Origin of the sequence: Bacillus cereus group sp. BfR-BA-01492, from assembly GCF_022662815.1 — a bacterium.
Lineage (GTDB): Bacteria > Bacillota > Bacilli > Bacillales > Bacillaceae_G > Bacillus_A > Bacillus_A cereus_BD.
The window spans coordinates 271,410-297,836 of the sequence record NZ_JAKUEH010000002.1; the positions used below are offsets into that span (position 1 = coordinate 271,410).

A 26,427-nucleotide genomic window follows, 5' to 3' on the forward strand; every position below is an offset into this window, starting at 1 on the left:
GGCGAATGGAATGATTGTAGAAGAAATTATGAATCAAGATGTTATCGCACTGCATCCAGATGATACAATCGAAACCGCAATCCGAACAATACGTACAAAAGGGATTCGGCACATTCCCATTGTCGATCAAAATACCCAAATTGTAGGTATTATTTCTGATCGAGATGTAAGAGATGCAAGTCCGTCTATCCTCGATGAGCAAGTTTCACTCGATATGTTAAAACAACCGCTTCACCTTATTATGAAACACCCTGTTATGACTTGCCATCCCCTTGATTTCGTTGAAGAAATTGCAACATTATTTTTCGAAAATAAAATCGGTTGCCTTCCTGTCACAAAGGCTGGAAAATTGGTGGGCATTATTTCTGAATCTACAGTACTGCATACATTAGTAAAATTAACAGGAGCGCATCAACCAAGTTCTCAAATTGAAATTCAAGTGAAAAATGAACCTGGTATTCTTGGAAAAGTAGTTACTATTTTTAGTGATTTACAAATAAACATTGTAAGTGTTCTCGTCTACCCAGCAAAAGATGAGAATGAGAAGGTGCTCGTTTTCCGCATTCAAACGATGAATCCTCTAAGAGTGATTGAAGCACTTGAAAAAAAGGGGTATCACGTCTTATGGCCAAACAGTATGGGGATGCAAGCATGAAAAATGTATTCGTGTATTCAAATAAGTTTCAGGGCTATTCTTTTAGCCCTGAGCATCCTTTTAACCAACTTCGCGTAACACTTACATATGATTTATTAGTAAAGAGTGGATTTTTATCCCCTTCTCAAGTCATTCCACCCCGAATGGCTACAGATGAGGAAATTGCACTCATTCATACAGAGGAGTATATCAATGCGGTAAAACGTGCTGGAGAAGGCAATTTAGAACAATCAATCGCTATGACATACGGGCTTGGAACAGAGGATACCCCCATGTTTCCTCATATGCATGAAGCAAGCGCATTGCTTGTTGGGGGTACATTAACAGCTGTGGATGCTGTTATGTCTGGAAAAGCAACGCGTGCATTAAACTTAGGAGGCGGACTGCATCACGGATTCCGCGGAAAAGCATCCGGCTTTTGTATTTATAACGATAGCTCGATCGCTATAAAATATATACAGAAAAAATATGGACTGCGCGTTTTATATATCGATACAGATGCTCATCATGGCGATGGTGTACAATGGTCTTTTTATGATGATCCAAATGTTTGTACCATCTCACTTCATGAAACAGGGCGATATTTATTCCCTGGAACCGGTGCAGTGAATGAAAGAGGACAAGGTGTGGGATATAGCTATTCTTTCAATGTTCCACTCGATGCCTTTACAGAAGATGATTCTTTTTTACAGTCTTACCGTACTGTTGTAAAAGAAGTCGCCGCTTATTTTAAACCGGATATTATTTTAACGCAAAATGGCGCCGATGCGCATTATTATGATCCACTTACACACCTTTGTGCAACGATAGAAATTTATCGCGAAATTCCAAAGCTCGCTAATGAAATTGCAAACGAATATTGCGATGGGCGCTGGATTGCTGTTGGTGGCGGTGGCTATGACATGTGGCGCGTTGTCCCAAGAGCATGGGCACTCATATGGATTGCAATGAACAACATCCAAAACATCTCAGGTTATCTCCCTCCAGAATGGATTGAAGCGTGGAAAGGACAAGCTGAAACTGAACTTCCTCTCACATGGGAAGACCCTAACAACATGTACAATCCTATCCCTCGAAAAGCAGAAATTGAAGAAAAAAACGCACTAACTGTCGCAAAATCTCTCGAAATTATTCGGAATAATACAAAAAAGGCGTTGTATTAGGGAATAGGAGATTTTCTCCTATTCTTTTTTCAAGGAAGATGATATTTTATCCGAAGAATATTAATCTTTCTTTTATTGTTTGATACAAAACTTATTATTAACAATCTAAAAGAGCTAAAATCCTTAATAAATAGTAGAATTATACTACGTTCTAAAACATTTAAATCACATAATTTGGATAATATAGAATAAAACGGATACACTTTTCTGAATTTACTTTCATTCTCATTTCCTCTTTATTTCTCATATAAACTTCTATAAAATATGGTGATAGGAATTATAATCTTCATATTAAAATGTAGAGAGGACGGGCATAACATATGTGGAATGAGTTTAAAAAGTTCGCTTTAAAAGGGAATGTCATGGATTTAGCTGTCGGGGTTGTAATTGGTGGTGCGTTTGGTAAGATCGTTTCTTCATTAGTAAGTGATGTGATCATGCCATTAGTTGGGTTACTACTTGGTGGAGTAAACTTCACAGGACTTTCCTTTACATTTGGAAAAGCTGTAGTAAAATATGGTGCATTTATTCAAACTGTTGTTGATTTCTTAATCATTGCATTCTCAATCTTCTTATTCATTAAATTATTCAACAAGTTAACATTCAAAAAAGAAGAAGAAAAGAAAGAAGAAGTTCCAGAACCAACAAAAGAAGAAGTTCTTCTTGGCGAAATTCGCGATTTATTGAAACAACAAAATGCTTCTAAAGATCAAGCATAATAAAATGATAAAAGGCATGCCCATATGGGACATGCTTTTTTTATATCTTATAACGTTTCAGAATTCATATGAATAAAAAAAACAATACCAGCAACCATTAATACCATCATACTACCAGCAAATAATGTAATGCCGCTAAATACAAAATTTGTACTCCATTCCGCTGAAACATGTTCAATGAAAATAGAAGATACATATGTGATAAGGGCGATTCCGGCAAGAATACTTCCTGGAACAAATCGCTTTAAACCAGTTTGTTTTAACGTCATATAAGCAAAAAAAGCAGTCATACAAAGCGTAATAATCCAAAGAATGATCATCTCTTCCCCTCCTCACAAGCCTTTTCTTTCTATTATACATGACATTGTGTATTTATAGGGAATTTTGATTCTAGATCATACAGAGAATTCTATCATGTCTCTTCCTTTTTCTCCTTCAAATGAGATAGCCAAAATTTATATAAAAGGGCATTCCTAATTCCTTTCATTTTAAAGCTGAATTTAAGTTTCCCTTTACTGTTTCACGATTCTGAGTTGAACTCCTTCTCAATAGGGATAACAAAAAAACTCACAGCAAGCACCTTGCTGTGAGTTTTTATCCTTACTTCGTCGAACTTCTAAATTGAATACGATGAGGTAAGATAACTGTATGATCTTCTACTTTTTCTTTATTCATATATTTTGTAAGTAAACGCATCGCTACCGCACCGATGTCATACATTGGTTGTACGACTGTTGAAAGCTGTGGGCGTACCATTAATGCAAGGCGTGTATTGTCAAATCCAAGCACTTCTACATCTTCTGGTACACGTAAGCCAGCGTCTTGTGCTGCATGGATGACACCTAATGCCATTTCATCGGAAGACACAAAAATTGCTGTTGGGTTTTGATCCAGTGCCCAAAGTTTTTCAAATGCTTCTAACCCTGAATCATATGTGTAATCTCCATCAATTACAAGTTTTTCATCATATGAAATATTAGCTTCCTCTAAAGCTTTTTTATAACCTTGTAATTTCTTTGCGCTTCCTGCTTTATCAATGAAAGGACCTGATACGAAACCAATTCGCTTATGGCCTTTTTCTAAGAAATACTTCATTGCATCATAAGCTGCTTGTGTATAATCAATATTTACTGATGGTGTTTCATTCTTCTCGTCAAATGATGCTGCTAATACAATCGGTACTGGAGATTTTTTAAATTCTTCGACATGGATATCTGTAATATCTTCACCCATGAATACAATCCCATCTACTTGTTTACCTAGCATTGTGTTTAATAAGTGGAACTCTTTTTCTTTATTTTGATCCGAGTTACTTAAAATAATATTATATTTGTACATTGTTGCAATATCTTCAATCCCACGTGCAAGTTCTGCATAGAATGTATTGGAGATATCAGGAATAATAACCCCTACTGTAGTTGTTTTTTTACTTGCTAATCCACGCGCTACCGCATTTGGACGGTATCCTAAGCGATCAATTGCTTCTAATACTTTCTTTCTTGTTGTAGGCTTTACATTTGGATTACCGTTTACAACACGTGATACAGTTGCCATTGAAACATTTGCTTCACGCGCTACATCATAGATTGTTACGTTCATCTTTTCGCACACTCCTTCTATCTATGTTATCTATTTTTATGTATCGGTTCACTTGAATGAAAAAAAGACATCAACTCTATTTGAAGATGCCACCAATCGTCCCGAGTCCTTTTACTAATGATACGATAAAATTGCAGACTCATACAATATGTTCCCGCAAAAGTTCTGAAAAAATTCGCTTCTTTTCTCGTATTTTCGTATTTTTTATGTAAAAAAGGACATTTTCTGCAAAAAGTCTATGCGAAAAATATCGCATAGACAAACATTCCTTACTATCTACCACGAAACGCTTTTAGTTCTTTCATAAACTCATTAAACTCCGGAATATCCATTTGCTGTGCTGAATCCGATAATGCAACAGCTGGATCCGGATGCACTTCAGCCATAACAGCATCAGCACCGATTGCCATTGCTGCTTTTGCGGCTGGTAATAGAAGGTCACGACGCCCTGTAGAATGCGTTACATCTACTACAACAGGTAAATGTGTCTCCTTCTTCAAAATCGGCACAGCGGAAATATCTAGTGTGTTACGAGTTGCCTTCTCATACGTTCGAATGCCTCGCTCACATAAAATAATATCTCCATTCCCTTGTGCCATAATATATTCTGCGGCATAAATAAATTCTTCAATAGTAGCTGATAAACCTCGTTTTAATAATACTGGTTTCTTTACAGCACCCGCAGCTTTTAATAGTTCAAAGTTTTGCATATTGCGAGCACCAATTTGAATTACATCTACATAATCAAGAGCCATTTCAATATCGTTTGGATTTAAAATTTCGCTAATGACAGCTAAATCATATTCATCAGCAACTTGTCGCAAAATTTGTAATCCCTCTAAGCCAAGACCTTGAAAATCATAAGGAGATGTACGAGGTTTAAATGCACCACCGCGCATTAATTTTAATCCTTGTTCCTTTATCGCTTCCGCTACTTGGCACACTTGTTCATAACTCTCTACAGCGCATGGTCCCATAATAAAGTGCGGATTCCCGTCACCAATTCTCTCACCTTTAATCGTAACAATTGTATCCTCTGGCTTTTTCTTACGAGAAACAAGAAGCGCCTTGCGATGATCATCTTCTTGTAACTCTAAGCTCATCTGAAAAATTTGTTTAAAAATATGTTGAAGTGTTGATGTTTCAAACGGACCATTATTATGTTCTGTAATTAAATCCAGCATGTTTCTTTCACGTACAGGATCAAATCTCATGATCCCTTGCTCTTCTTTTACTTTACCGACTTCTTGAACAAGACGACCCCTTTCATTTAAAAGCTTTAACATTTGCATATTTATTTCATCAATTTGAGAACGTAAACGATCTAATTCTTGTGATGCCATAGGACAGCCACCTCTTTCTCAGTTGTATATTTATATATTTGTTTCATTATCTTATTATCACGTTTAAGCTAACTTATTATAACGAATAGACGTCAGGTTGTCACATGATATACATTGCATTTGGAATCGTTCTCTCATCTATTCATTCCGTATATGCGCTCTCTAAAACTCAATCTAAGAAAATTATAATAATTTTTTTCAAAAAAGAAAGAAGCGAGCCTCTTCGCTCACTTCTTACTTGATGTTCTCTTCCAATGCTTCTTTTTTAATATTCCAATGAGAAGCATGCCACACTACAATCCCATCTTTTATGTATAACACTTGAGGTGATTCGTGCTTAATACCGAAATGTTCAGCAATGCGATTGGAAACATCTCTTGCATCCTGTATGTATAAGTAACATGCGGTAGTTTCATCGTTCTCCTTACAATAAGCTTGAAATTCTGTATATGCTCCTTGGCTAATTGGACACGTTGTACTATGTTTAAACAAAATGTATGGTTCCGCTGTTTCTACTAACGCTTCAAACTCTTCTATTGTTTCGATTTTTTTCATGCTCATTTTACTCACCTCTCATACGAATCGGAAGTCTCGAACGCTTTTCTTTCTTTTCTGCTTTCTCTAACTTTCTCTCTGCTTTTTCTAGTTTTTTCTCTTGTCTAGTAGCTCTAAAATGATTATATACTTCAATCGCTGCACTGCTCCATTGAACAACTTGAGCAACTTTATCTGCATTATTTTCAATTTCATTTGTAACTGAATTTGATACATTACGTAGTTTCGTATTTAAAGAATGAATTGTCGTTCCAATTCCATCTACGCCTTCTACTACTTTATTTAATGATTGTGACTTTTGTTGAATATCATCAGCTAATGCATTTGTTTTATGTAATAACTGCTCTGTTTCTACGCTTATTCCTTGCATTTGCTTTTCTAATCCCTCTAGTGTACTTGCAACATTTTCTAGCGTTTTCTGTAATGATAATAACGTTCTGCATGCATAAATTACCAATACAGCAAATGCTACTGCAATAATAGCTGCACTTACGTATAAAAGAACTTGCATCTCATCACTTCCTTTATCTTTTTCATACTTTCTCCTATTATACAATCATTTTCCGTTTCATTCTAACCCTTACAGTTTCGTTCGAATTTTCTTACTTGTATGTCAACTGTAACATAAATCATTAAACAAATTCCAGCAAGTAGGGTACAATAACAATGTATACATAATTCATTAGGGGAGGCTTTACATATGAAAGATCCACGTATTGAAAAATTAGCATACAATTTAATTAACTACTCTATTCGCTTACAAAAAGGCGAAAAAGTATTAATCGAAAACTTTGGCTTGCAAAGAGAACTTGTTACAGCACTTGTAAAAGAAGCATATGCAGCTGGCGGTTTTCCATTTGTCTCTTTAAAAGATCATGCGGTAGATCGCTCTTTATTAATGGGTGCTACAGAAGAACATTTCGAACAAATCGCAGCATATGAAGCAAGCGTAATGAAAGATATGGATGCTTATATTGGTCTTCGCTCTGGCGATAACATTAATGAACAAGCTGACGTTCCAAGTGAACGAATGAAAATCCACGGTCAAACAGTTGGTAAGAAAGTTCATAGAGACATCCGCGTTCCAAAAACACGCTGGGTTGTTCTTCGCTATCCAAATGCGTCTATGGCGCAACTTGCAAAAATGAGTACAGAAGCTTTCGAAGACTTCTACTTCGAAGTATGTAACTTAGATTACGGTAAAATGGACAAAGCGATGGATCGCCTTGTTGAACTGATGAACAAAACAGATAAAGTTCGCCTAGTTGGTCCTGGAACTGATTTAACATTCTCTATTAAAGACATTCCAGCTATTAAATGCTCTGGTCATTTAAATATTCCGGATGGCGAAGTATACTCTGCACCAGTTCGCGATTCTGTTAATGGTACAGTCTCTTATAACACGCCATCACCATATAATGGTTATACATTCGAAAACGTACAGCTGAAATTTAAAGATGGAAAAATTATTGAAGCAACTGCAAACGATACAGAACGCATTAATAAAATTTTCGATACAGATGAAGGTGCACGTTACGTTGGCGAATTTGCAATCGGCGTAAACCCATACATCCTTCATCCAATGGGCGACATTCTATTTGATGAAAAAATCGACGGTAGCTTCCACTTCACACCTGGACAAGCGTATGACGATGCATGGAACGGAAACAACTCTAACATCCATTGGGATTTAGTATGCATTCAGCGTCCAGAATACGGCGGCGGTGAAATTTACTTTGACGACGTATTAATTCGTAAAGATGGCCGTTTCGTTGTACCTGAATTAGAAGCGTTAAACCCTGAAAACTTAAAATAGCATCAAAAAACGCTCAGATATCATTCCGAGCGTTTTTTTCAATTCATCTCTATTTTCACCTGTGGATTCTCTTTCTCAATCAATGCTAATAACTGATTCATATCTGTTGGCATTGCAATCATATGTACTTTATATTGATTCGTTGTAATTTCAAGAGATTTCCCAACTTGGCGTACCACTCTTATATCTGATAACACAATATCATCATTCAATATCCCATACTTCAGTACACCATTTTTCACAATATGTTTTTTTATAAATACTTCCCAAACGAGTGGAACATTGACAACGAAGCAAATTCCCATTCCAATTAACGCCGTTCCCCAATTTTCTTTATTCATCAGAAGCAGTACAATGGGATAAACAACCATAATAATGAACATTAGAATGACAAAAATCATAATCGGTTTGCTTCTTTGAATAGGAAAGTTCATATCACCACCACCTCAACTAAATAATACTATATTTTACAGTTTAACCTATAAAACTTTCTAGTAACTCTTCTCTTATATTAATAGGAAGTAATACAAATTCCTCATCGGATTTCCTTCCACTCTGAAGCTAACAAACTATAGACTGCTATATCATGAAAATGGTCATACAACCATTCTTCCTCTCGCAAAATACCATCTAACCGAAACCCAAGTCGTTCTGGAACCGCACGGCTTTTCTTATTTTGTACTCCACAACGAATTTCAATTTTATTGAGCTTTAAATTTTCAAATGCATAGCGAAGTACAGCCTTTACGCTACGCGTCATAATACCTTTTCCCCCAGCATCTTCTGCAAGGTAATACCCAAGACTCGCCGCTTTCTTCCCCCAGCTCACCGGATGAATGCCTACCATCCCAACAAGCTTTCCTTTATAGCGTATACCACTTTCAAAACCGTCTCCCTCTGCAAATTTCTTTAACCATATCGGAAAAATGGCATCATACGCATCAGCCGATTTCGTACCATCTACCCAAGGAAGCCATTTTCTTAAATGATTACGATTCTTATCTATTAATTGATATAGTTCTTCTTTATGCTGCTTTTCAAGTAATTGAAGTTCGATTTCGCTATCGACTCGAAGTGTGAACATTTTTACATCCCCTTTTATTTTCTTATTATTCTAACATCTATCGTTTAAAAATGTCCTCTCAACATATCGGCAATTTTTGAAATATATCGGCGTTTCGACAAGAGCTATCGACTTACCAACATCTTTCGACACCAAACATGCTACAAACCACGTATCAAAAAAAGACGCACAGCCACCGCTGCACGTCTTTTTCACCTCATTACTTCTCAGCAACTTGCACTTCTTTTACATAAGCTGCTTCGAATTTTTGAATGTCACCTGCGCCCATAAAAATAAGAACGCCGTTTTTATGTTTTTTCAGTACATCTGTTGTTGTATCTGTAATTAATTCTGCACCGTCAATGCGTTTTTGCAAATCTGCAATTGTTAATTCACCTTTGTTTTCACGTGCTGATCCGAAAATATCGCATAAATAGACTTGATCAGCTTTACTTAGGCTTTCCGCAAACTCATCTAAAAACTTCTCTGTACGTGAAAATGTATGTGGCTGAAAAATAGCGATAATTTCACGCTCTGGATGCTTTTGACGAGCCGCTTCAATCGTTGCATTAATTTCTGTCGGATGGTGTGCATAATCATCAATAATAACTTGGTCTCCCACCGGTTTTTCATTAAAGCGACGTTTTACGCCTTCAAATGTTGTTAATTGATGTTTCACAACTTCGACATCGATATTTTCATAATGGCAAAGCGCTATTACTGCTAATGCATTTAATACGCTATGATTTCCGTATCCTGTAATTTTAAATGTTTCATAATACGTATTACGAACGAATACTTCAAATACAGTACCGTCTGTTCTCTTTTGAATGTTACGAGCTTGGAAATCATTATCTTCACCAAATCCATAGAAAATAACAGGTACTTTCGCTTGAATTTTTTGAAGTTCTTCATCATCACCACACGCAATAATTCCCTTTTTCACTTGAAGTGCCATCTCTTGGAATGCATGAAATACATCATTGATGTCTGCAAAATAATCCGGGTGATCAAAATCAATATTTGTCATAATTGCATAGTCTGGATAGTAAGACAAGAAATGACGACGATATTCACAAGCTTCAAACGCAAAATACTTACTATTTTCTACCCCATGCCCCGTTCCATCTCCAATCAGATAAGATGTCGGGTTGGCACCTTGCATAACATGGGCTAACAAACCTGTTGTTGATGTTTTTCCATGCGCACCTGTTACAGCAACACTTGTATACTTACTCATAAGGTCTCCTAAAAAGTGATGGTAACGGTGAACTGGAATATTTAATTCTTTCGCTGCTATAATTTCTTCATGCGTATCAGGAAATGCATTTCCTGCAATAATCACTTGTCCTTTTTTAATATTGTTTTTATCAAAAGGAAGGATCGAAATACCACGCTTTTCCAATGCTACTTGTGTGAAGAAACGCTTTTCATAATCAGAACCTTGAACAGTATTCTTCATGTCATGAAGAATTTGCGCTAATGAACTCATTCCTGTTCCTTTAATTCCTACAAAATGGTAAACTGTCATCTTAAAGAACCTCCAACATTTCGAACTAATACAACGGCCTATCTATAAGACAGTATATGAATCTTTTCTTATTTTGGTAATCATCATACATTTCCGATAAAGCGAACCTTTTTTAGCTCTCATTAATCGTGACAAATACATACGTGCTTCGTTTTATGTCCATAACAAAACTATTATAGCAAAAAACAAGCCGTTATACTATGATAACAGAAAAACTGATAGGGTCAATCACCTATCAGTTTTTCTCGTTTATCCCGCATTAACGGGCAGTAAGACTCCCACCTCAAGATGCAGAGAGAAGCAAGGAAGATAGGTGGGAGTAGGGCTGCCCGTAACAGCCCGATTGGTGAGGGCTCATAATCAGTGGGGGATGAAGAAAACCCCCACTGATTAAAGTTTCACTTTATTTCTCTTCTCTTTTTTCTAATTGAACGCGCTCAAGACGCGGATTTGGACGGTATTTACGCCCAGCTTTCGCTTCTGGCTTTCCATTTAATTCCACATTATCACCAGTAAAGCCGATATTCATTTTCAGCAAGCTACTGCCAACTCCGTATAAGTCTACAGGAACATTTTGCTCTTCAAATTCACGAATACGTTTCTCGTCAAATCCACCAGTTACAACAATATCTACATGTTGGAACCCTTCCTCATCAAGCGCCTTCCGCAGTGCAAAAACAAGCGATGGATTTACACCACGTGGGTCAAATGTTCCAAGTACTTCTGGATTACGGATAAAATATTGATCAATCATTGTACGTGATGTATCAATACGGACACCTTTTAATTCTGAACCGAATTCACGTGCAACACGAAGACCATCTGTAATTACATCATTGTTATAGTCAATTAGTACAACGAGATCATCTTCTGGAAACTTTTTATGATATGCTCTTGCAGCTTCAACAACATCTCCATTAAACATTTGAATTAATGCATGCGGCATTGTCCCCATTCCACTTTTGCCCCACCATTCATTCATTGCATGCGTTGCCTGTGCACTCATACCACCGATGTATGCTGCGTATCCATCACCAGCTTGCTGTGTGTAATGATCATCACGATCTCCCATAAAAATAACAGGTTTTTCTTTTTGACCGCTACGAGCAGCTTGTACAACATTATATACATTTGTTGCTACAGATGTACGTCGTGCTAAAATCCCATCGATTACACCTTCTAAAAACCCAAAATACTCATAAGGTCCCGTGATTGTCAAAACTGTTTCAAACGGCTTAATTTTGTCCCCATCCTTTAAAGAATGAATTTCTAACTCTTCTGGATGTGTCGCAAATGTTTGTAACAATGCAATTACCTCATCCGTTCCGCAAAGCACTGCATTCTCTTTTTGGAAAAACTGCATGGTTACAACACTTTTCGGACGAAATTCTTGAATAATATCACGAGTTTTTAAAAAATAAACAGCAGAGAACCATCCTTCTCCAACTCGTTCATCAAATTTAAATGTTTTATTTGTTAATCGATCAATTTCACCTTTTAATTTTAATTCGATTTCTTTCATGTCGTTTTACTCCCTACTTTACTATCCAACATTTTCTCTTAGTATACAGCAAAACCGCTTCCTATACATGAATTTCCTGCATAGCAGCAAATTCATCCTCTGAAATTAGGACATCTCTCGGTTTCGTTCCCTTTGCTTCAGATATAATCCCTTGCGCCTCCATCTCTTCAATAAGACGTGCCGCGCGATTATAGCCGATACGGAATTTTCTCTGTACAGAAGATGTAGAAGCTCCCCCTTGTTCTACAACAAATTGACATGCATCAAAAAATAATTCGTCTTCCGCTTCATGTTGTTCTGTTTTCGCTAATAAATCTTCTTGCTTAAATAAGTAATTTGGTTTCATTTGTTTTTTCACATGTTCAACTGTTTTTTCAATTTCATCATCCGATACGTACACACCTTGCACACGTACTGGCTTAGATGTACCATTTCCTAAAAATAGCATATCACCGCGCCCTAGTAATTTTTCTGCGCCTCCAATATCAATAATCGTACGAGAATCAACTTGAGATGATACAGTGAACGCAATGCGAGTTGGAATATTAGATTTAATTAATCCAGTAATAACATCTACAGATGGACGCTGCGTGGCAACTAATAAATGAATACCGCAAGCACGTGCTTTTTGAGCGATACGACAAATCGCTTCCTCTACGTCACCAGGAGCCACCATCATTAAGTCTGCTAATTCATCAATAACAATAACAATATATGGTAATGTTTCACCTGGAATTTCTCTTTCACTTACGATTGTATTATACCGAGTTAAATCGCGAGCTCCCGCATGTGCAAACAGCTCATAGCGTCGTTCCATCTCATCAACCGCCCATTTTAATGCCGCTGTAGCAGCTTTTACATCTGTAATAACAGGAGCTACAAGATGCGGAACAGAATTATATGGTGCAAGTTCAACCATTTTTGGATCAATTAACATAAGCTTCACTTCATGAGGTTTCGCCTTATATAAAATACTCGTTAAAATCGCATTAATACAAACACTTTTCCCTGACCCTGTTGCACCTGCAATTAATCCATGAGGCATCTTTCTAATATCCGTTACAATCGGTGCCCCCGAAATATCAAGCCCTAGTGCAACCGTAAGCGGTGACTCACTCTTTGTAAATACTGGGCTTCTTAAAATTTCTCTTAAAAAGACCGGCTTACTTTCTTTATTTGGAACTTCAATCCCAATCGCACTTTTCCCTGGGATTGGCGCTTCGATTCGAATATCCTTTGCAGCCAAGCTTAACTTAATATCATCACTTAAATTTGTGATTTTATTTACTTTCACACCCGGATCAGGCTGTACTTCAAAACGGGTTACCGCTGGTCCTTGTGAAACATTGATAACATGAGCCCCAACATGGAAATTATTAAACGTCATATCTAGCAATTGTTTTTGTTCATCTAACCATTCCGTATTATCTAATGTTGTTTGCGCTGGAATCGTGAGCAATGTTAATGGCGGCATCATGTATTCCGGAGGTGTTTGCAATACATTACGCACATCATTTTCTCTTTTCGCTACAACATACTCTTTTTCACTAGAATTTGCTGTAGCATCTTTCGTTTGTTGTACAGTTGCTATTTGTTGCACAGATTGCTCAATTACTTGCACTTTTTCTTCTACTTGTTGCACTGGTTTCTCTTCTATCTGCACTTTTTCTACTTGTTGTACTGGTTTCTCTTCTATCTGCACTTCTTCTACTTGTTGTACTGCATTCATTCTTGCTCTATGTTTTTCCATTAGTTTTCTTCTATCTTGTTTTAACATAACAACATTAAATGGTACATGACGTTTTTTCTCACGTTTTGGTTCTTCTGTTTGTACAACAGGCTGTGTTTCTTCTGATATAGATTGTGTTTCTTCTCTTTCTTCAATTAAGGTGTTCGCAAAGCTTTGAACATCTTTTTTCGTCTTTTCAAGGCTTTCTGAAGTTAACGCAATTTGTTTCTTATCCTCTTGAGATTCCATTGCTTCCTGCTGGGCAACGTATTCAGTGGTATTTTCTATTTCCTTAGTAGATTCTTCTTGTAATTGCGCCACATCTTCTGTTTCTATTTCTGCTTCCTCTAGTGCTTCTGCTTCTATTTCCACTTCTGCTTCCGTAGTTGTAACTATTTGTGTAGGTTCTGAAGCTGAAACTTCCTCTTCTAAAAATTCTTCTTCTGAAGAATTTTCTGTTTCTATCACAATCGTTTCAACAAGTGCTTCTTCCGACTTTATAATGACTGCCTCTTCAGCAGCTTTTTTCTCATCTTGTTCTTCTATGTGTTTCGTATCTATTGCCTCTGATTGCAGAGTTTTTCTATCATCCTCTAATAACGCCACTACATGTTGCTCTGACTCAAAGTCATCTGTTTGCTGTTCTATTAAGTCATCTGAATTTTCTTCCAATAAAGAAGCTTGATGCTCTATTTCATAGCTATTTTTCTCTAACCACTCATCAACAACTGATTTTCCTTTTTGTTTACTCGTTTCTTGATTATCCGCTACTGTTCCCTCTTCTTTAGGAAAATCACGTACTGCTTGTTCTTCGGAGAAATAGGAGAATGTATATCCCTTCTTCTCTAACCAAGCATCAACAACTGATTTCCCCTCAACGGATATTTCAAGGTCTTCTCTCTCCTTTTCTTCCTCTTGTACAACCTTTTTTTCTACTGAAGGACGATGATGTCCATAAATAGGAGAGATGATTTCTGTTGGACGAAATGGTCTTCGATTATTTTCTTGTACTGGTACAGATGTTGGTTGAACAAACGGCTCTGGCACTTCTTCTGACTGATGCACAAATTTTGATTCTGTATATGTAGAAGTTGGTTCTTGTTCTACATATCTTTGACGATGTCTTTCTGCTTTTACAGCTCTATGAATAGGCTGCACTTCAAAACTTGACGGTGCTTCTACATCCTCTTGATCCAATCCACCATCTGGTATTAAAGGAAAACGGCATTTTACACCTAAATTTCGGCTTGCCATTTGTGCTTCTCTTTCTTCAGTGTAGTGGTTTACACGAGGAATTTTGGGCTGACTTTCAGTTTTTTTCGATACTTCTTTAAACACTGCTGTTTTTTCTTCCTGATGTTCCTCTTTGTTAAACAGCTTTTTCATCCAATCTAACATGCTTACCACTCTTTCTACTAAATAGTAACATTCTTTATTGTATCAGCATTCGGCAAAAAGTGCAGGTAAAATTACGCTCATTAATATGACAAGTCATATTCCAAACCTTTTGTAAAATTTATAAAAAATAGCAGTCTTATATAAATAGACTGCCGCTTATCGCTTACGCTCTCTACATTCTTTTGTACTTTATTTATCTTGAAGTTGATTTATAATTTCATTTATACTATCAGCTATACAAACTGGTTCCCATATTTCAGCACCTTTGTTTGCTGTATAAATTGGATACAATGCATCATCTGTATCTATAAAAATAGGATCCCCCATATCTGTTTCATACCCAATAACAATCCAGTTCTCTTTCCATTCCCCTTCATTCTCACCTATAAGTGAATGATTATTTTTATCATATCGATAACCAATTTGTCCTTTTTCTATTTCGTTTTCATGAAACAAATAAATTTCATAGGAATCAATTTCAACGTCATGCTTTTTTGTAATTTCAATTCTCTCAAGAAGTTCTTTTATTTTCGGTTGTTGCATCATGTACGCTAACCCCTTTTGTTTTTCTAAATTTTAACTAATTTGGTTTTGAAACACAATATACTTTATAAAGGAAAGCGTGACAATATAGCGACACTTCAGCAAAAAATAGTCCCATATAATGAGGCCACTGATGAAAACGATTGAGTGTTTATTTTTATATATTCATAAAAAATTATATGTGTCGTAATTTGTTGGTAAATCGATATTTCGTGTCGAATCGCCGATATCTTTCATCTTGCGCCGATAAGTGGAGCTGCTTCGCCGATATCTTTCATCTTGCGCCGATAAGTAGCGCTGCTTCGCCGATATCTTTCATCTTGCGCCGATAAATGGGGAGGCTCCGCTGATATCTTTCGACTTGCGCCGATAAATGGGGAGGCTCCGCTGATATCTTTCGACTTGCGCCGATAAATGGGGAGGCTCCGCTGATATCTTTCGACTTGCGCCGATAACTTTTTATGAATAAGAAAAAGGAGTCTATCACCTACTATATACAGGCGATAGACTCCTTCTTTTACACTCCACTAAAACTTGAATTCTTGTCCAACTTCATAGCTATCTTCTAATACAAGAATTCCTTTTTCTTGTGGTGCGTCTGGTAGTTCTAATTCACGAGCAGAGCAAAGCATACCAGCAGATGGGATTCCGCGTAATTCAGCTGGTTTAATTAGTATGCCACTTGGCATGACAGCACCAATTTTTGCAACAACTACTTTTTGTCCTGCCTCAACGTTTGGCGCACCACATACAATTTGTAATGTTTCTGTGCCAACTTCAACTTTACAAATGCTTAATTTATCAGCATTTGGATGTTTTTCTTTTTCTGCTACATAACCAACAACAAATTTTGGTGAAAAATCTGCTTCTACTTTTTCTTCAAAACCGTTCTTCGCTAAAATTTCGTTAATTTTTTCAACAAGTTCTTTTGTTAAAGTAATATTCCCTGTTTCTTTTATTTCCATATAAGAAGAAACACCGAAGATGTTAAATCCTGCTGTTACATTGCTTTCACGATCATAAATACGCGCTACATCTCCTTTGCGATCAAATGTGCGGTTCTCTAAAGCAATGTCTTGTAAGACAACAATTAATGTATCTCCAATTCCTTCAAGGTTATAAAAAACGTTCACTTTGTTCATCCTTTCTCTTTTCCATTCGTCTTCTTCCGATTTTTCGCTAAAATAAAGATTGGTTCAAACTCACCATCTTCATATATAAATGAAAGCGATGTAATTGGAACATGACCTTCAGCAAAAAACTTCATTGTCATTTGTGCAATAATATCATAACCGATTTCGTTCATGATATCAGCAATAATTAACACATCTTGATGCGGAACAGCCACTACCATATCACCTGAAATTTTTTCACGCATAGATTGTAAGAACGATTCATTTAAAATACGACTCGCATCATAACCATCATTTGTGTTCAAGAAATAAAATGTGTTTCCAGCAACTTGATCTTGTTTAAACTCATAATTTAATGAACGAACATTAAATAATGCCATTTCACGCACTTGCTGTTCTGTTAGTCCTAATTTTTGTAACAAACGTTCATCTATTAAACGGTATGTTTTATTGGAATCTAATGCGTAATAAATGCGTGTTTCGGCTGTATGCTCTGTCATAATAAATGGATTTCCTTCTTCCGCTTCTTTCGGGAAAGAAGTGGACCGAATGACCGGAAATATTTTCCCTGATTGACTCTCTTCTTTATGCATAGCAAGCAACGCTTCTGTTACGTAATATACAACATCTTCAATTGCGGCTTCTTTTTTCACTTCCCATTTTGCGACAACTCCTGGAAGTGAAACGTTAATCCCTTTTTTCGTATCTTTTTGCTCAATTCGTAGCACATGTTTTTCACTATCATAATGAAAATCCCACTCTGGGCGAGCTAACCTTTCCATTAACTCTTCTTTCATCTTCTTATTTGTCATTTTCATTTCGCTTTCCTCCCTTCCAAAAAAATAACCTCCCCGCGAAGGTAGAGGTTATTTCACAATTTTATTAACAGATTGCTTTATTTTAACCCTTCAATAAACGCTTCGATTTGCTCTTGTGTTTTTCGATCTTTATTCACATAGCGACCAATCTCTTCGCCTTTATTGTACGCTACAAAGCTTGGAATGCCAAATACGTCTAATTTCACGCAAAGATCGATAAATTCATCACGATCTACATAATAAAATGAAAAGTTACTGTATGTCTCTTCTACTTCTGGCATAAATGGATCAATAAAACGGCAGTCTGGACACCAATCTGCTGAGAACATAAAAATAACGTTTTCCTCATTTTTTAACTCTTGAAATTGCTCCATACTTTCTAATGACTTCATCTATATTTCCTCCTCTAACGAAGTGTATCGTTTCATACTATAATCTTTCTTTTATACTACCATACATCGTGTGCTGTGCAAGGTTTATGCTTGCTTTTCATTATACTTATATTGTCCAATTAATAGCTTTACAACATGAACAAATAACGCTGTACGATCCACGTAATGGTCTGTAAAAATTCCGATTGCTCCTTCATGGCTTCGAATATCTTTTCGCTTCACAAATTCTTCCATCACTTCACTTAATTCTTTTCCTGCTTCAAGTGGTGCAAGGAAATCATCCGGCAGCTTAATCCGAGCGCCTCCTGCAACAAACACTTTCCCCGTACTCGTCGCTAAAGCACCCCAGTTACATAAAAACAATCCGTGCTCCGTTTTCATCACGCCGCCTTCTAATCCAAAGCCGATATCTGCTTGGACTACCTCTACTGCTCGCTTCGCTCTATTCATTGCCCCTTGCATCGTTTCCTCATCAGAAAAGGGCTGCGGCGCTACTCCCGACGGAACAGAAATGGCGATAATGTCCGCATCTTTCCATACTTCCTCTACAGCTCCTACTTTTGTTTGATTTTTCGATCCAACTGCTATTTTCATCTCTTCCACCTCTATCTCTATATACCCCTTTGCTCGAGTGAAACATCGTATGATTTGCCTTACAATTCATACTCCCATCTATGACGACATTCCGTCAGCATATATTGCCCTGTATCTCTTTCTAAATCCTGCTTATAATATATATATCCGCATTGCTCTGGTGAAGAAATCACATTAACGGGGTTATCCGCGGATTGTTTAAATTGGCTCAAATCAGGTATGACTTCAATCCAACTTTCCTTCGTTTTTTTATCATACTGCGCTTTCAAATGATAAATTACCAAGCTATCTGCTTCTTTAAGTGCATTGCTGGCTAAATAAGATTTCCCTCCATAATATCGATGAACTACAGTAATTTCACCATATTTTCCTTGCTTCATATCTTCCATAAATTGTACGATTTTATGAATATCTGCACCCTTTATTTCTTCTTCTTCAAAAATATTGAGATTCACTAAAAATAGTATACCGATAATGGATGCGACAATTCCAATTATTATCCATATTTTCGACATATAGTTCCTCCACTATTCATTTCTTATAGCACCTACCTTCCTTACTTCTCTCTGCATTTTGAGGCGGGAGTCTTACTACCTTAAAATAACAGGATAAAGTGAAACTTTAATCAGTGGGGGTTTTCTTCATCCCCCACTGATTATGAGCCCTCACCAATCGGGCTGTTACGGGCAGCCCTACTCCCACCTATCTTCCTTGCTTTTCTCTGCATCTTGAGGTGGGAGTCTTACTGCCCTAAAATAGCGGGATAAATTGTCCTCTATCACAAACTAGTTATATATTCATGTTATTTTTCAAACACCTGCGTCACGGTTATAAAAAATGAATGTATGTCAGTTTTTTCATTTGTATATATACGAAAAGAAAAGGCCAAAACTGGCCCTTTCTTTTAAGCATTATTTTTAATTGTTTCCAGCGTCATTTTATCTGTCGCTTTAACAAGCTTCGTCAATAATTCTTTTGCCGCCGCATAATCATCAACATGTAAAATGGAAGCATGTGTATGAATATAACGAGCACAAACACCGATTACTGCTGATGGAATACCGGAGTTGCTTGTATGTACACGTCCTGCATCTGTGCCACCTTGTGAAATAAAATATTGATACGGAATATTATGTGTTTCTGCTGTATCTAAAATAAATTCACGCATCCCGCGATGCGTTACCATTGTGCGGTCATAAATACGAAGAAGCGTCCCTTTTCCTAATTGACCGAACTGCTCTTTATCGCCAGATGCATCATTTGCTGGACTTGCATCAAGCGCATAGAAAATATCCGGCTGAATCATATTCGCAGCTGTTTGTGCACCACGAAGTCCTACTTCTTCTTGCACAGTTGCACCAGCATATAATGTATTTGGCAAAGTTTCATCTTTTAATTCTTTTAATAATTCAATAGCCAAACCACAACCATAACGGTTGTCCCAAGCTTTCGCCATAATTTTCTTTTCATTTGCCATCGGTGTAAACGGACAAATTGGAACAATTTGTTGCCCTGGTTTCACACCGATTTCAAGTGCTTCTTCATAGCTGTCAGCACCAATATCAATTAACATATTCTTAATATCCATTGGTTTTGCACGCTGCGCGTCACTTAATAAATGCGGTGGAATAGAGCCAATCACCCCAACAATAGGGCCATTTTTTGTCATAATCTGTACACGCTGAGCTAGTAATACTTGGCTCCACCAACCACCTAATGTTTGAAAACGAATCATCCCGTTTTTCGTAATTTGTGTTACCATGAAGCCAACTTCATCCATATGACCTGCTACCAGTACACGGGGACCATTCTCGTCTCCTTTTTTCAATCCAAATATACTACCTAAACCATCCTGAACAATCTCATCTGCATATTTGCTTAATTCTTGCTTCATAAAGCGACGTACATCATGCTCAAAGCCTGATGCTCCTTGTAATTCTGTTAATGTACGAAATAGCTCTAATGTCTCTTTATTCATGAAGTTCCCTTCTTTCAACCCTTAGTAGAATACCTTATTTATTGTAACGAAATTTTCAAAATGTTTCTAGTTTCTTCTTTTTTCATTAAAATTGAATTATAATTATCATTAATACACTATTTTATAGAATTGAGGTGAGCATATGAACTGGAAAGGTTTAATAGCTGGTCTTGGCGTTGGTTTTGCAGCTGGTTATCTTGTTGCAAACAAAGTTCAAGAACAATCCCATATCTCTTCCGAAAAAGCATTGAAAATGGTGAAGCAAGCATTACGTCATAAAGGTGAAGTTACTGGCTCTTGGGTACATATGGTTCCAGAGACGTTTGAAAAATATGATGTCGCATACGAAGTGTATCGCGGTGGTCTCACAACCATTTTAAACGATATACAAGAACGATTTGAATTTTTAGTAGATGCGAAAACGGGTACAATTTTAGAAGTCACTGCTGCCTAAGTATGTGATGAAATTCTATCATTTTTTCATGTATAAAAAAGAGAGGATTCAACGAAAAGACTTTGCCCCCTCTCTTTTCTACTATATTTATGCTTCAATACTCTCTTTTCTATCTAACTTTTGAACGATCTTTCCTTCCTCATCCCATTTCACAGCGCGATAATAGGCATCATGGTAAAAAGTAAACCACGCATTTCTCTCCGTTCCATACTTCATCCATTTTTGCTTCTGTTCAATCGACGTCATTGGGTAATCATCATACGCCATGACCCAAAGGACATTTTGATGCGCGTGAGTCGGTAATAAATCCGCTAAATGAAGCATCGTCTCTCCCATACTTTCTAAAACAATAACAGCATGACCATCACTATGTCCGCCAGTGTGAATCATTTGTATCTCACTTGTAATTTGGATTTCTTCTTTAAAAGTAACGACTTGCTTTGCAATTGGCTCCCAATTTTCCTTCCAATATGTATTTCGCGATCTTATATTTGGACTTCTCATTTCATTCCACTCTATATCCGACACATAAATTTTAGCGTTTGGAAACATTGGAACAAGCTGCCCGTTTTCCCACTTTGTCAGCCCAGACGCATGGTCAAAATGAAGGTGCGTCATTAAAATATAATGAATATCTTCCGGATAAAGCCCAGTACGTACTAACGACTCATGAACAGATGACTCTTCTGTTACCCCTTGATTTCGCTTCATTTTTTCACTCATTTTTTCGTTTCCAATTCCTGAATCAATAAGAATATTCCCTTCTTTCGTTTGTACAAGTAACGGATCCGTTCGCAAATAAATTTGGTTTGTTTCATTATGCTCATATTTGCGAGACCAAAGCACTTTCGGGACGACTCCAAACATTGCCCCGCCATCTAAATGAGTATTTCCACCACGCAACCAAGTTACTTTTATGTTTCCAATTCGTAAAACTTCCATTGCACTTCCTCCTTTTCTTATTTCATTTTAACATAAAATTCAGACTATTTCTCTTTCAAAAAAAACCTGTGCTTTACTGCACAGGCTCCGTACGATATTTTGCTTCTACTCGATAAATACGATGACCTTTACTAGAGAATTTTTCTTCATACTCTGTCATAATATTTCCTTCAAAGTCACTATTATGAAGGTCGAGACTTAAGAATGTAAATAACATGCCGTATTCAGCCATACTCATAAGAGAGTATTCGAATAAAGCTTGGTTATCTGTTTTAAAGTGAATTTCTCCATCCTTGACTAACACTTCTTCATAATTGCGTAAAAATGTTTTATATGTTAAACGACGCTTTGCATGACGTTTCTTCGGCCATGGGTCAGAGAAATTTAAATACACGCGATCAATTTCACCTTTTGTAAAGAAAACTGTTAAATCTTCCGCATCCTTATTAATTAACTTTAAATTTGGTAATTCTTCTTCAATTAACTTATCAAGCGCATCTACAATGACACTAGTAAACTTTTCAATTCCGATGTAGTTAATATCCGGATTCGCTTTTGCCATTTCATAAACAAAGCGTCCGCGTCCTGTCCCTACTTCAATATGAATCGGATGATCATTTCCAAACACTTCTTTCCAATTACCGCGATGCTCCTCAGGGTTTCCAATTACAAATTGTGAATATTCTTTAATGCGATCCATTGCATACGGTTTATGTCTTAAACGCATAGATGTTTCCCTCTCTTTATTAGACTATTTTTTTCCTTCTTTCTTTTTTCAGTAGACTGTCAAATAAAAAACCAAGTACGTACGAGCACTCGGTCCGTTTCTTTCAAGTATAAGATGTGCCATTTTGACAAAAACTATATAGAGCATAAACGAAACAGTGCTTTCTTTAATTTGTTCAAACAAGAACAACAATCGAAAGGATGGTCCGATCATGCCGATTAATCAACAACATCAGTTAGAAATTTTAAAAGATATTTTAATCAATCATCAAAGTGATTGCTGCGGAACAGTTGCAGAGTGTGAACAGTTAGAACGTCTCATTCAATCATTGCTTGCAAATGACAACATCAGCGCAGATGCAAAAGCAATGCTAAACGATGTATATTATTATAGTCAATCGGGTAAATATTCTTCTGATTTGGACAATCATATTTCCAATAATCAAGCACAACTTACGGAGTGGATTGCTGGAATGGACAATTTTTCTTAATTCTTTACTATTCAGCAAGTAGTTGCTGTAAATATTGATGCCAATATTCAGCTTCTGCTTGCTGTTTTTTTGCTATATGCCATTGAATAGATAAAATAGTTTGTGCTACTACATACCACTTCATACGTCGAAGTAACGAATCCGTCTTTTCAATGCCATAGTAGGCTAACCATTCCTCCCATTGTTCGCGCGGCACATACCAATATAATAGCATTCCAAGATCGAGAGCAGGATCTGCAATAACAGCCCCATCCCAATCAATTAAGAATAACTCATCTTCATCCGATAATAGCCAATTATTATGATTCACATCACAATGACATACGACAAACTCATCGTATTCAATGTCATATAATGAGACTTTCAAATATTGAAGCCCCGCTTTAATTGTTTGGCTTTCCTTTATATCTCCTCTTAAAACAAAATACAATTGCTGCAATAACTCCTGCGCATGAAGCGGCTGTTTCCCAAGCCGTTGGATCATCTGTACAAGCGCTTTGGAGGAATGTATTTTCTTTAAAAGCTTTGCAACACGTTCCAGTTTCATATCCTCTGGCTCTAACTTTTTCCCTGGTAGCCACTTTTGAGCTGAAATTACATCACCGTTCGTTATCCTTCTTGTCCAAAGTAATTTTGGAACAATTCCCTCTGCTGATAATACCGCTAAAAAGGGCGATGTATTCCGCTTTAAAAACAGCTTTTGTTGTCCATTTTGCGCAATATACGCATCGCCTGTTACTCCACCAGCCGGTATAAGACTCCACTCTTTTCCTAATAATTGTTCCAACCATTCCATATCCATTACCCGTTAACAAATCCTTATCTTTTATAATTATGAAAAGAAAAACCGCAACATTTTCACATGTTGTGGATTCATATATTGTACTGTAGTTGAATGCAAGAAAAAGAAAACTTGGCATGAGCCAAGATACGGACAAACCGTTTATTCTTTTACTTTATTTTACAAAACCTATATAAGAATGACAACTCATTCAAATCGTTACCTTTGTCAATTCTACATTTATTACATTCTCATCGTCAAGTAGCGATTTGTCACATTTTCACCAATATATACGTGCTAATAGGCGCCATTTGTAGTTCACTTCCTTCAAATGAAGAAATTGCTTGTACTTTTGCTTCATTCTCGTTTACGAATACGTGCCATCTTTCTTGTTTTGGGAGTATAACCTTTTCTGTTTGTAGACCATTATGAAATAAAACGATAATCTCTTCCCATGGCCCAAATGATTCTACTTTTTGTAACTGATAAGCAATGACAGAAGAAGGTGTTGGAAAGAATTTCATATGTTTTTGAATGAAGTCAGCTGATTGAAAACGAAATGCACCATGTTCTTTCCTGATTGCGATTAATCCTTTGATATAATCAACAGTCGCTAATTCTTTCTCTTTTTGAGCCCAATCTATTTGATTAATCTCGTCCGGAGCATTATAACTGTTTTCATTTCCTTCTTTCGAACGATAAAATTCTTGCCCTGCATGTAAAAACGGAATCCCTTGTGAGAAAAGAACCATTGCTGTGGCTAAACGATGGCGACGCTTTAAAATCACTTCCGCTTCTTGATTACTGCGTACGAGTTTATCCCACATCGTCATATTATCATGACATTCCACATAGTTTACAGTTTGAGTCGGTTCCAAAAAAAGCCCTTGTTCTTTTACACTGGACAGACTCCCTTGTAGTACATATTGCAAGTCCCTTTCTCCTACTTGTCCTCCAAATGCAAAACCTCTTTTCTTTACGTCGAAAGTGCTCCCTTTTATCCAATCACGAAATTGATCATTAAATTGTGCAATATGCGGAAGTTTACTAGCATTACGTAACATCGCTTTTTCTTCTACTGCAAGCGGTGTTTCTAAATCCCAACCCTCGCCTAACAAGATTGCATCTTGTTTCTTTTTTCGCACTTCCTGTTCAATTTGATTCATCGTTTCTACATCTAAAATTCCCATTAAATCAAAACGAAACCCGTCAACATTATATTCAGTTAACCAATATAAAACAGAATCTACAATAAATTTCCTCATCATTTTTCGCTCAGATGCTAAGTCATTTCCAACTCCAGTTCCATTTGACGGCATTCCATTTTTATCGTGCCGAAAATAATAACCTGGTACAAGCTTTTCAAACGATGATGTTTCCCTTTTATATACATGGTTGTATACAACATCAATAATTACGCGAATCCCATGCTTATGAAATGTTTCAATTAATTGTTTACACTCTAACATGCGATTATAGGGATCAGACGGATTTGTTGCATATACTCCTGTCGGAACATTGTAATAGAGAGGATTATATCCCCAATTATATGCAGCAAAAGGGGCCATCTCATCTACACCTGCAAAATGATGTAATGGCAATATTTCCACATGCGTAACACCTAAATCTTTCACATGAGCGAAAGCCGTTGGCGTTCCGTGTTTTCCTTTTGTATTTTCTTCCATAAGACCTTTATACATCCCTTTTCTCTTTACGCCACTATTTGGATGCATAGTCATATCGCGAATATGCATTTCGTATAGTATGGCATCTACAGAAGAAGGTAACTTAGGCAATGTATATTTTGTGACAGAGACTTTTTCCATATTAATAACAATTCCATATTGTCCATTTGCCGATACTGATTTTGCATACGGATCCACCGCTTCATTCCATACTAAGTTAATACAAACGAGAAATGTATACTGCGCTCCTTCTAAGTCTCCTTGAAGAATACAAGACCAAACTCCCTGATCTCCTCGGTTCATTTCATAATCTGTATACTCTGCATTCTCTTTATAAATTCGAACCTTAGCAAACCTCGCTGTTGGAGCCCATACTTTAAAAACTGTTTCTTCCTTTTTATAATTCGCTCCTAAATCTGTTCCTTCGTAAAAATATGTTTCATCAAAAGCAGCTGTGCGAATCACGGCTCCAATTTGCAAATCAGTTTCCGTATCCCGTTCATCCCGCACTGTATAATATTTTCCTACATCTAATACTTCTTCTGTATAACATTCATATTTCGTTGCATTAGGAAGCAAAGTTGTTTTAAAAATGGAGAGCTCTCTCATTTCATTTTCTTCCTTTAAAGAAAAAGTCTGGCTTGTTCCATATGTGTGCGGGAGTAAAATTGTAATCTTATTCATTTCATCTAAATAAGCTTCAAACGGACGTGCTACTCTCAACATAAAAAATCACCATCATTCTCCAAATTAAAGATTCATCTATTGAGTAATCATGCATACACCAATTCATTCAT

27 protein-coding genes are annotated in these 26,427 nt (G+C 36.8%); 6 read left to right on the forward strand and 21 right to left on the reverse strand.

All coding sequences use genetic code 11. From position 1 onward, the window contains the following. Window positions 1-10 precede the first annotated feature (10 nt). The 3 genes from MR063_RS04550 (at window position 11) to mscL (ending at window position 2,537) form a co-directional block, all read left to right on the forward strand. Window positions 11-655, forward strand: coding sequence for an acetoin utilization AcuB family protein (locus MR063_RS04550; RefSeq protein WP_242144156.1), 645 nt, complete (start codon window positions 11-13; stop codon window positions 653-655). Next, complete coding sequence (locus MR063_RS04555; RefSeq protein ID WP_242194897.1) at window positions 652-1,818, forward strand: acetoin utilization protein AcuC; 1,167 nt, start codon at window positions 652-654, stop codon at window positions 1,816-1,818. Before MR063_RS04550 ends, MR063_RS04555 begins: the two co-directional genes overlap by 4 nt. Window positions 1,819-2,138: 320 nt before the next feature. Next, window positions 2,139-2,537, forward strand: coding sequence for a large conductance mechanosensitive channel protein MscL (gene mscL / locus MR063_RS04560; protein WP_242144157.1), 399 nt, complete (start codon window positions 2,139-2,141; stop codon window positions 2,535-2,537). A 47-nt stretch (window positions 2,538-2,584) separates the two neighbouring features. On the opposite strand, the gene MR063_RS04565 is transcribed toward mscL, so the two are convergent. The 5 genes from MR063_RS04565 to MR063_RS04585 all read right to left on the reverse strand — a co-directional run bounded on the left by MR063_RS04565 (window position 2,585) and on the right by MR063_RS04585 (window position 6,590). Further along, window positions 2,585-2,857 (reverse strand): DUF3917 domain-containing protein, encoded by a 273-nt coding sequence (locus MR063_RS04565; RefSeq protein ID WP_242194113.1) that lies wholly within the window; start codon window positions 2,855-2,857, stop codon window positions 2,585-2,587. 280 nt (window positions 2,858-3,137) lie between these two features. After that, window positions 3,138-4,136, reverse strand: a complete 999-nt coding sequence (ccpA, locus tag MR063_RS04570) for a catabolite control protein A (RefSeq protein WP_242194116.1) — start codon at window positions 4,134-4,136, stop codon at window positions 3,138-3,140. Between the two features lie 272 nt (window positions 4,137-4,408). Then, entirely contained in the window at window positions 4,409-5,479 is a 1,071-nt protein-coding gene (locus MR063_RS04575; protein ID WP_242194119.1) for a bifunctional 3-deoxy-7-phosphoheptulonate synthase/chorismate mutase, read from the reverse strand. Window positions 5,480-5,713: 234 nt separating this feature from the next. Further along, window positions 5,714-6,040 (reverse strand): bacillithiol system redox-active protein YtxJ, encoded by a 327-nt coding sequence (ytxJ, locus tag MR063_RS04580; protein ID WP_242194123.1) that lies wholly within the window; start codon window positions 6,038-6,040, stop codon window positions 5,714-5,716. Window position 6,041: 1 nt separating this feature from the next. Continuing rightward, window positions 6,042-6,590, reverse strand: coding sequence for a DUF948 domain-containing protein (locus MR063_RS04585; protein ID WP_242194140.1), 549 nt, complete (start codon window positions 6,588-6,590; stop codon window positions 6,042-6,044). A 144-nt stretch (window positions 6,591-6,734) separates the two neighbouring features. Between MR063_RS04585 and MR063_RS04590 the strand changes: the two genes are divergently transcribed. Then, window positions 6,735-7,850: an aminopeptidase gene (locus tag MR063_RS04590; protein WP_242194143.1), complete on the forward strand. Its 1,116-nt coding sequence runs from the start codon at window positions 6,735-6,737 to the stop codon at window positions 7,848-7,850. 38 nt (window positions 7,851-7,888) lie between these two features. On the opposite strand, the gene MR063_RS04595 is transcribed toward MR063_RS04590, so the two are convergent. From MR063_RS04595 to MR063_RS04650, 12 genes are all read right to left on the reverse strand, one after another. Beyond that, a complete protein-coding gene (locus MR063_RS04595; protein ID WP_242194175.1) occupies window positions 7,889-8,284 on the reverse strand; it encodes a PH domain-containing protein in 396 nt (131 codons plus the stop codon). Window positions 8,285-8,385: 101 nt separating this feature from the next. Further along, window positions 8,386-8,934, reverse strand: coding sequence for a GNAT family N-acetyltransferase (locus MR063_RS04600; RefSeq protein WP_242194179.1), 549 nt, complete (start codon window positions 8,932-8,934; stop codon window positions 8,386-8,388). Between the two features lie 199 nt (window positions 8,935-9,133). Next, window positions 9,134-10,444, reverse strand: a complete 1,311-nt coding sequence (gene murC / locus MR063_RS04605; RefSeq protein ID WP_242194182.1) for a UDP-N-acetylmuramate--L-alanine ligase — start codon at window positions 10,442-10,444, stop codon at window positions 9,134-9,136. 403 nt (window positions 10,445-10,847) lie between these two features. Further along, the gene (locus tag MR063_RS04610) at window positions 10,848-11,966 is read right to left on the reverse strand and encodes a nicotinate phosphoribosyltransferase (RefSeq protein ID WP_242194185.1); all 1,119 of its coding nucleotides are present in this window, start codon (window positions 11,964-11,966) and stop codon (window positions 10,848-10,850) included. Between the two features lie 61 nt (window positions 11,967-12,027). Further along, window positions 12,028-15,093, reverse strand: a complete 3,066-nt coding sequence (locus tag MR063_RS04615) for a DNA translocase FtsK (RefSeq protein WP_242194201.1) — start codon at window positions 15,091-15,093, stop codon at window positions 12,028-12,030. 189 nt (window positions 15,094-15,282) lie between these two features. Continuing rightward, window positions 15,283-15,639, reverse strand: coding sequence for a thiamine transporter (locus tag MR063_RS04620; protein ID WP_242144169.1), 357 nt, complete (start codon window positions 15,637-15,639; stop codon window positions 15,283-15,285). Between the two features lie 524 nt (window positions 15,640-16,163). Beyond that, window positions 16,164-16,778 carry a YtpR family tRNA-binding protein gene (ytpR, locus tag MR063_RS04625; RefSeq protein ID WP_242194204.1) on the reverse strand — a complete coding sequence of 205 codons (615 nt, stop codon included), beginning with the start codon at window positions 16,776-16,778 and terminating at the stop codon, window positions 16,164-16,166. Further along, window positions 16,775-17,587, reverse strand: a complete 813-nt coding sequence (locus MR063_RS04630; protein WP_242194208.1) for a DUF1444 domain-containing protein — start codon at window positions 17,585-17,587, stop codon at window positions 16,775-16,777. The genes ytpR and MR063_RS04630 overlap by 4 nt, the downstream gene beginning before the upstream one ends. Before the next feature lie 77 nt (window positions 17,588-17,664). After that, on the reverse strand, window positions 17,665-17,979 hold the full coding sequence (locus MR063_RS04635; protein ID WP_242144172.1) for a thioredoxin family protein: 315 nt from the start codon (window positions 17,977-17,979) through the stop codon (window positions 17,665-17,667). An 84-nt stretch (window positions 17,980-18,063) separates the two neighbouring features. After that, a complete protein-coding gene (locus MR063_RS04640; protein ID WP_242194212.1) occupies window positions 18,064-18,573 on the reverse strand; it encodes a DUF84 family protein in 510 nt (169 codons plus the stop codon). A gap of 59 nt (window positions 18,574-18,632) precedes the next feature. Continuing rightward, window positions 18,633-19,088, reverse strand: a complete 456-nt coding sequence (locus MR063_RS04645; RefSeq protein ID WP_242194229.1) for a hypothetical protein — start codon at window positions 19,086-19,088, stop codon at window positions 18,633-18,635. 389 nt (window positions 19,089-19,477) lie between these two features. Further along, window positions 19,478-20,551, reverse strand: a complete 1,074-nt coding sequence (locus tag MR063_RS04650; RefSeq protein ID WP_242194232.1) for a M42 family metallopeptidase — start codon at window positions 20,549-20,551, stop codon at window positions 19,478-19,480. Window positions 20,552-20,693: 142 nt separating this feature from the next. Here MR063_RS04650 and MR063_RS04655 point away from each other — a divergent pair, with 142 nt between their 5' ends. Next, window positions 20,694-21,005: a PepSY domain-containing protein gene (locus tag MR063_RS04655; protein WP_012095819.1), complete on the forward strand. Its 312-nt coding sequence runs from the start codon at window positions 20,694-20,696 to the stop codon at window positions 21,003-21,005. Window positions 21,006-21,092: 87 nt separating this feature from the next. Here the strand turns inward: MR063_RS04655 and MR063_RS04660 are convergent, their stop codons facing one another. Both MR063_RS04660 and trmB read right to left on the reverse strand, forming a co-directional pair. After that, on the reverse strand, window positions 21,093-21,947 hold the full coding sequence (locus MR063_RS04660; protein WP_242194235.1) for a YtnP family quorum-quenching lactonase: 855 nt from the start codon (window positions 21,945-21,947) through the stop codon (window positions 21,093-21,095). A gap of 73 nt (window positions 21,948-22,020) precedes the next feature. Further along, the gene (gene trmB / locus MR063_RS04665) at window positions 22,021-22,674 is read right to left on the reverse strand and encodes a tRNA (guanosine(46)-N7)-methyltransferase TrmB (RefSeq protein ID WP_242194239.1); all 654 of its coding nucleotides are present in this window, start codon (window positions 22,672-22,674) and stop codon (window positions 22,021-22,023) included. A gap of 211 nt (window positions 22,675-22,885) precedes the next feature. Between trmB and MR063_RS04670 the strand changes: the two genes are divergently transcribed. Next, entirely contained in the window at window positions 22,886-23,164 is a 279-nt protein-coding gene (locus tag MR063_RS04670; RefSeq protein ID WP_242144178.1) for a YtzH-like family protein, read from the forward strand. 7 nt (window positions 23,165-23,171) lie between these two features. On the opposite strand, the gene MR063_RS04675 is transcribed toward MR063_RS04670, so the two are convergent. Beyond that, window positions 23,172-23,966: a phosphotransferase family protein gene (locus MR063_RS04675; RefSeq protein WP_242194244.1), complete on the reverse strand. Its 795-nt coding sequence runs from the start codon at window positions 23,964-23,966 to the stop codon at window positions 23,172-23,174. A gap of 251 nt (window positions 23,967-24,217) precedes the next feature. After that, the gene (pulA, locus tag MR063_RS04680; protein WP_242194264.1) at window positions 24,218-26,356 is read right to left on the reverse strand and encodes a type I pullulanase; all 2,139 of its coding nucleotides are present in this window, start codon (window positions 26,354-26,356) and stop codon (window positions 24,218-24,220) included. Window positions 26,357-26,427: the final 71 nt, after the last annotated feature.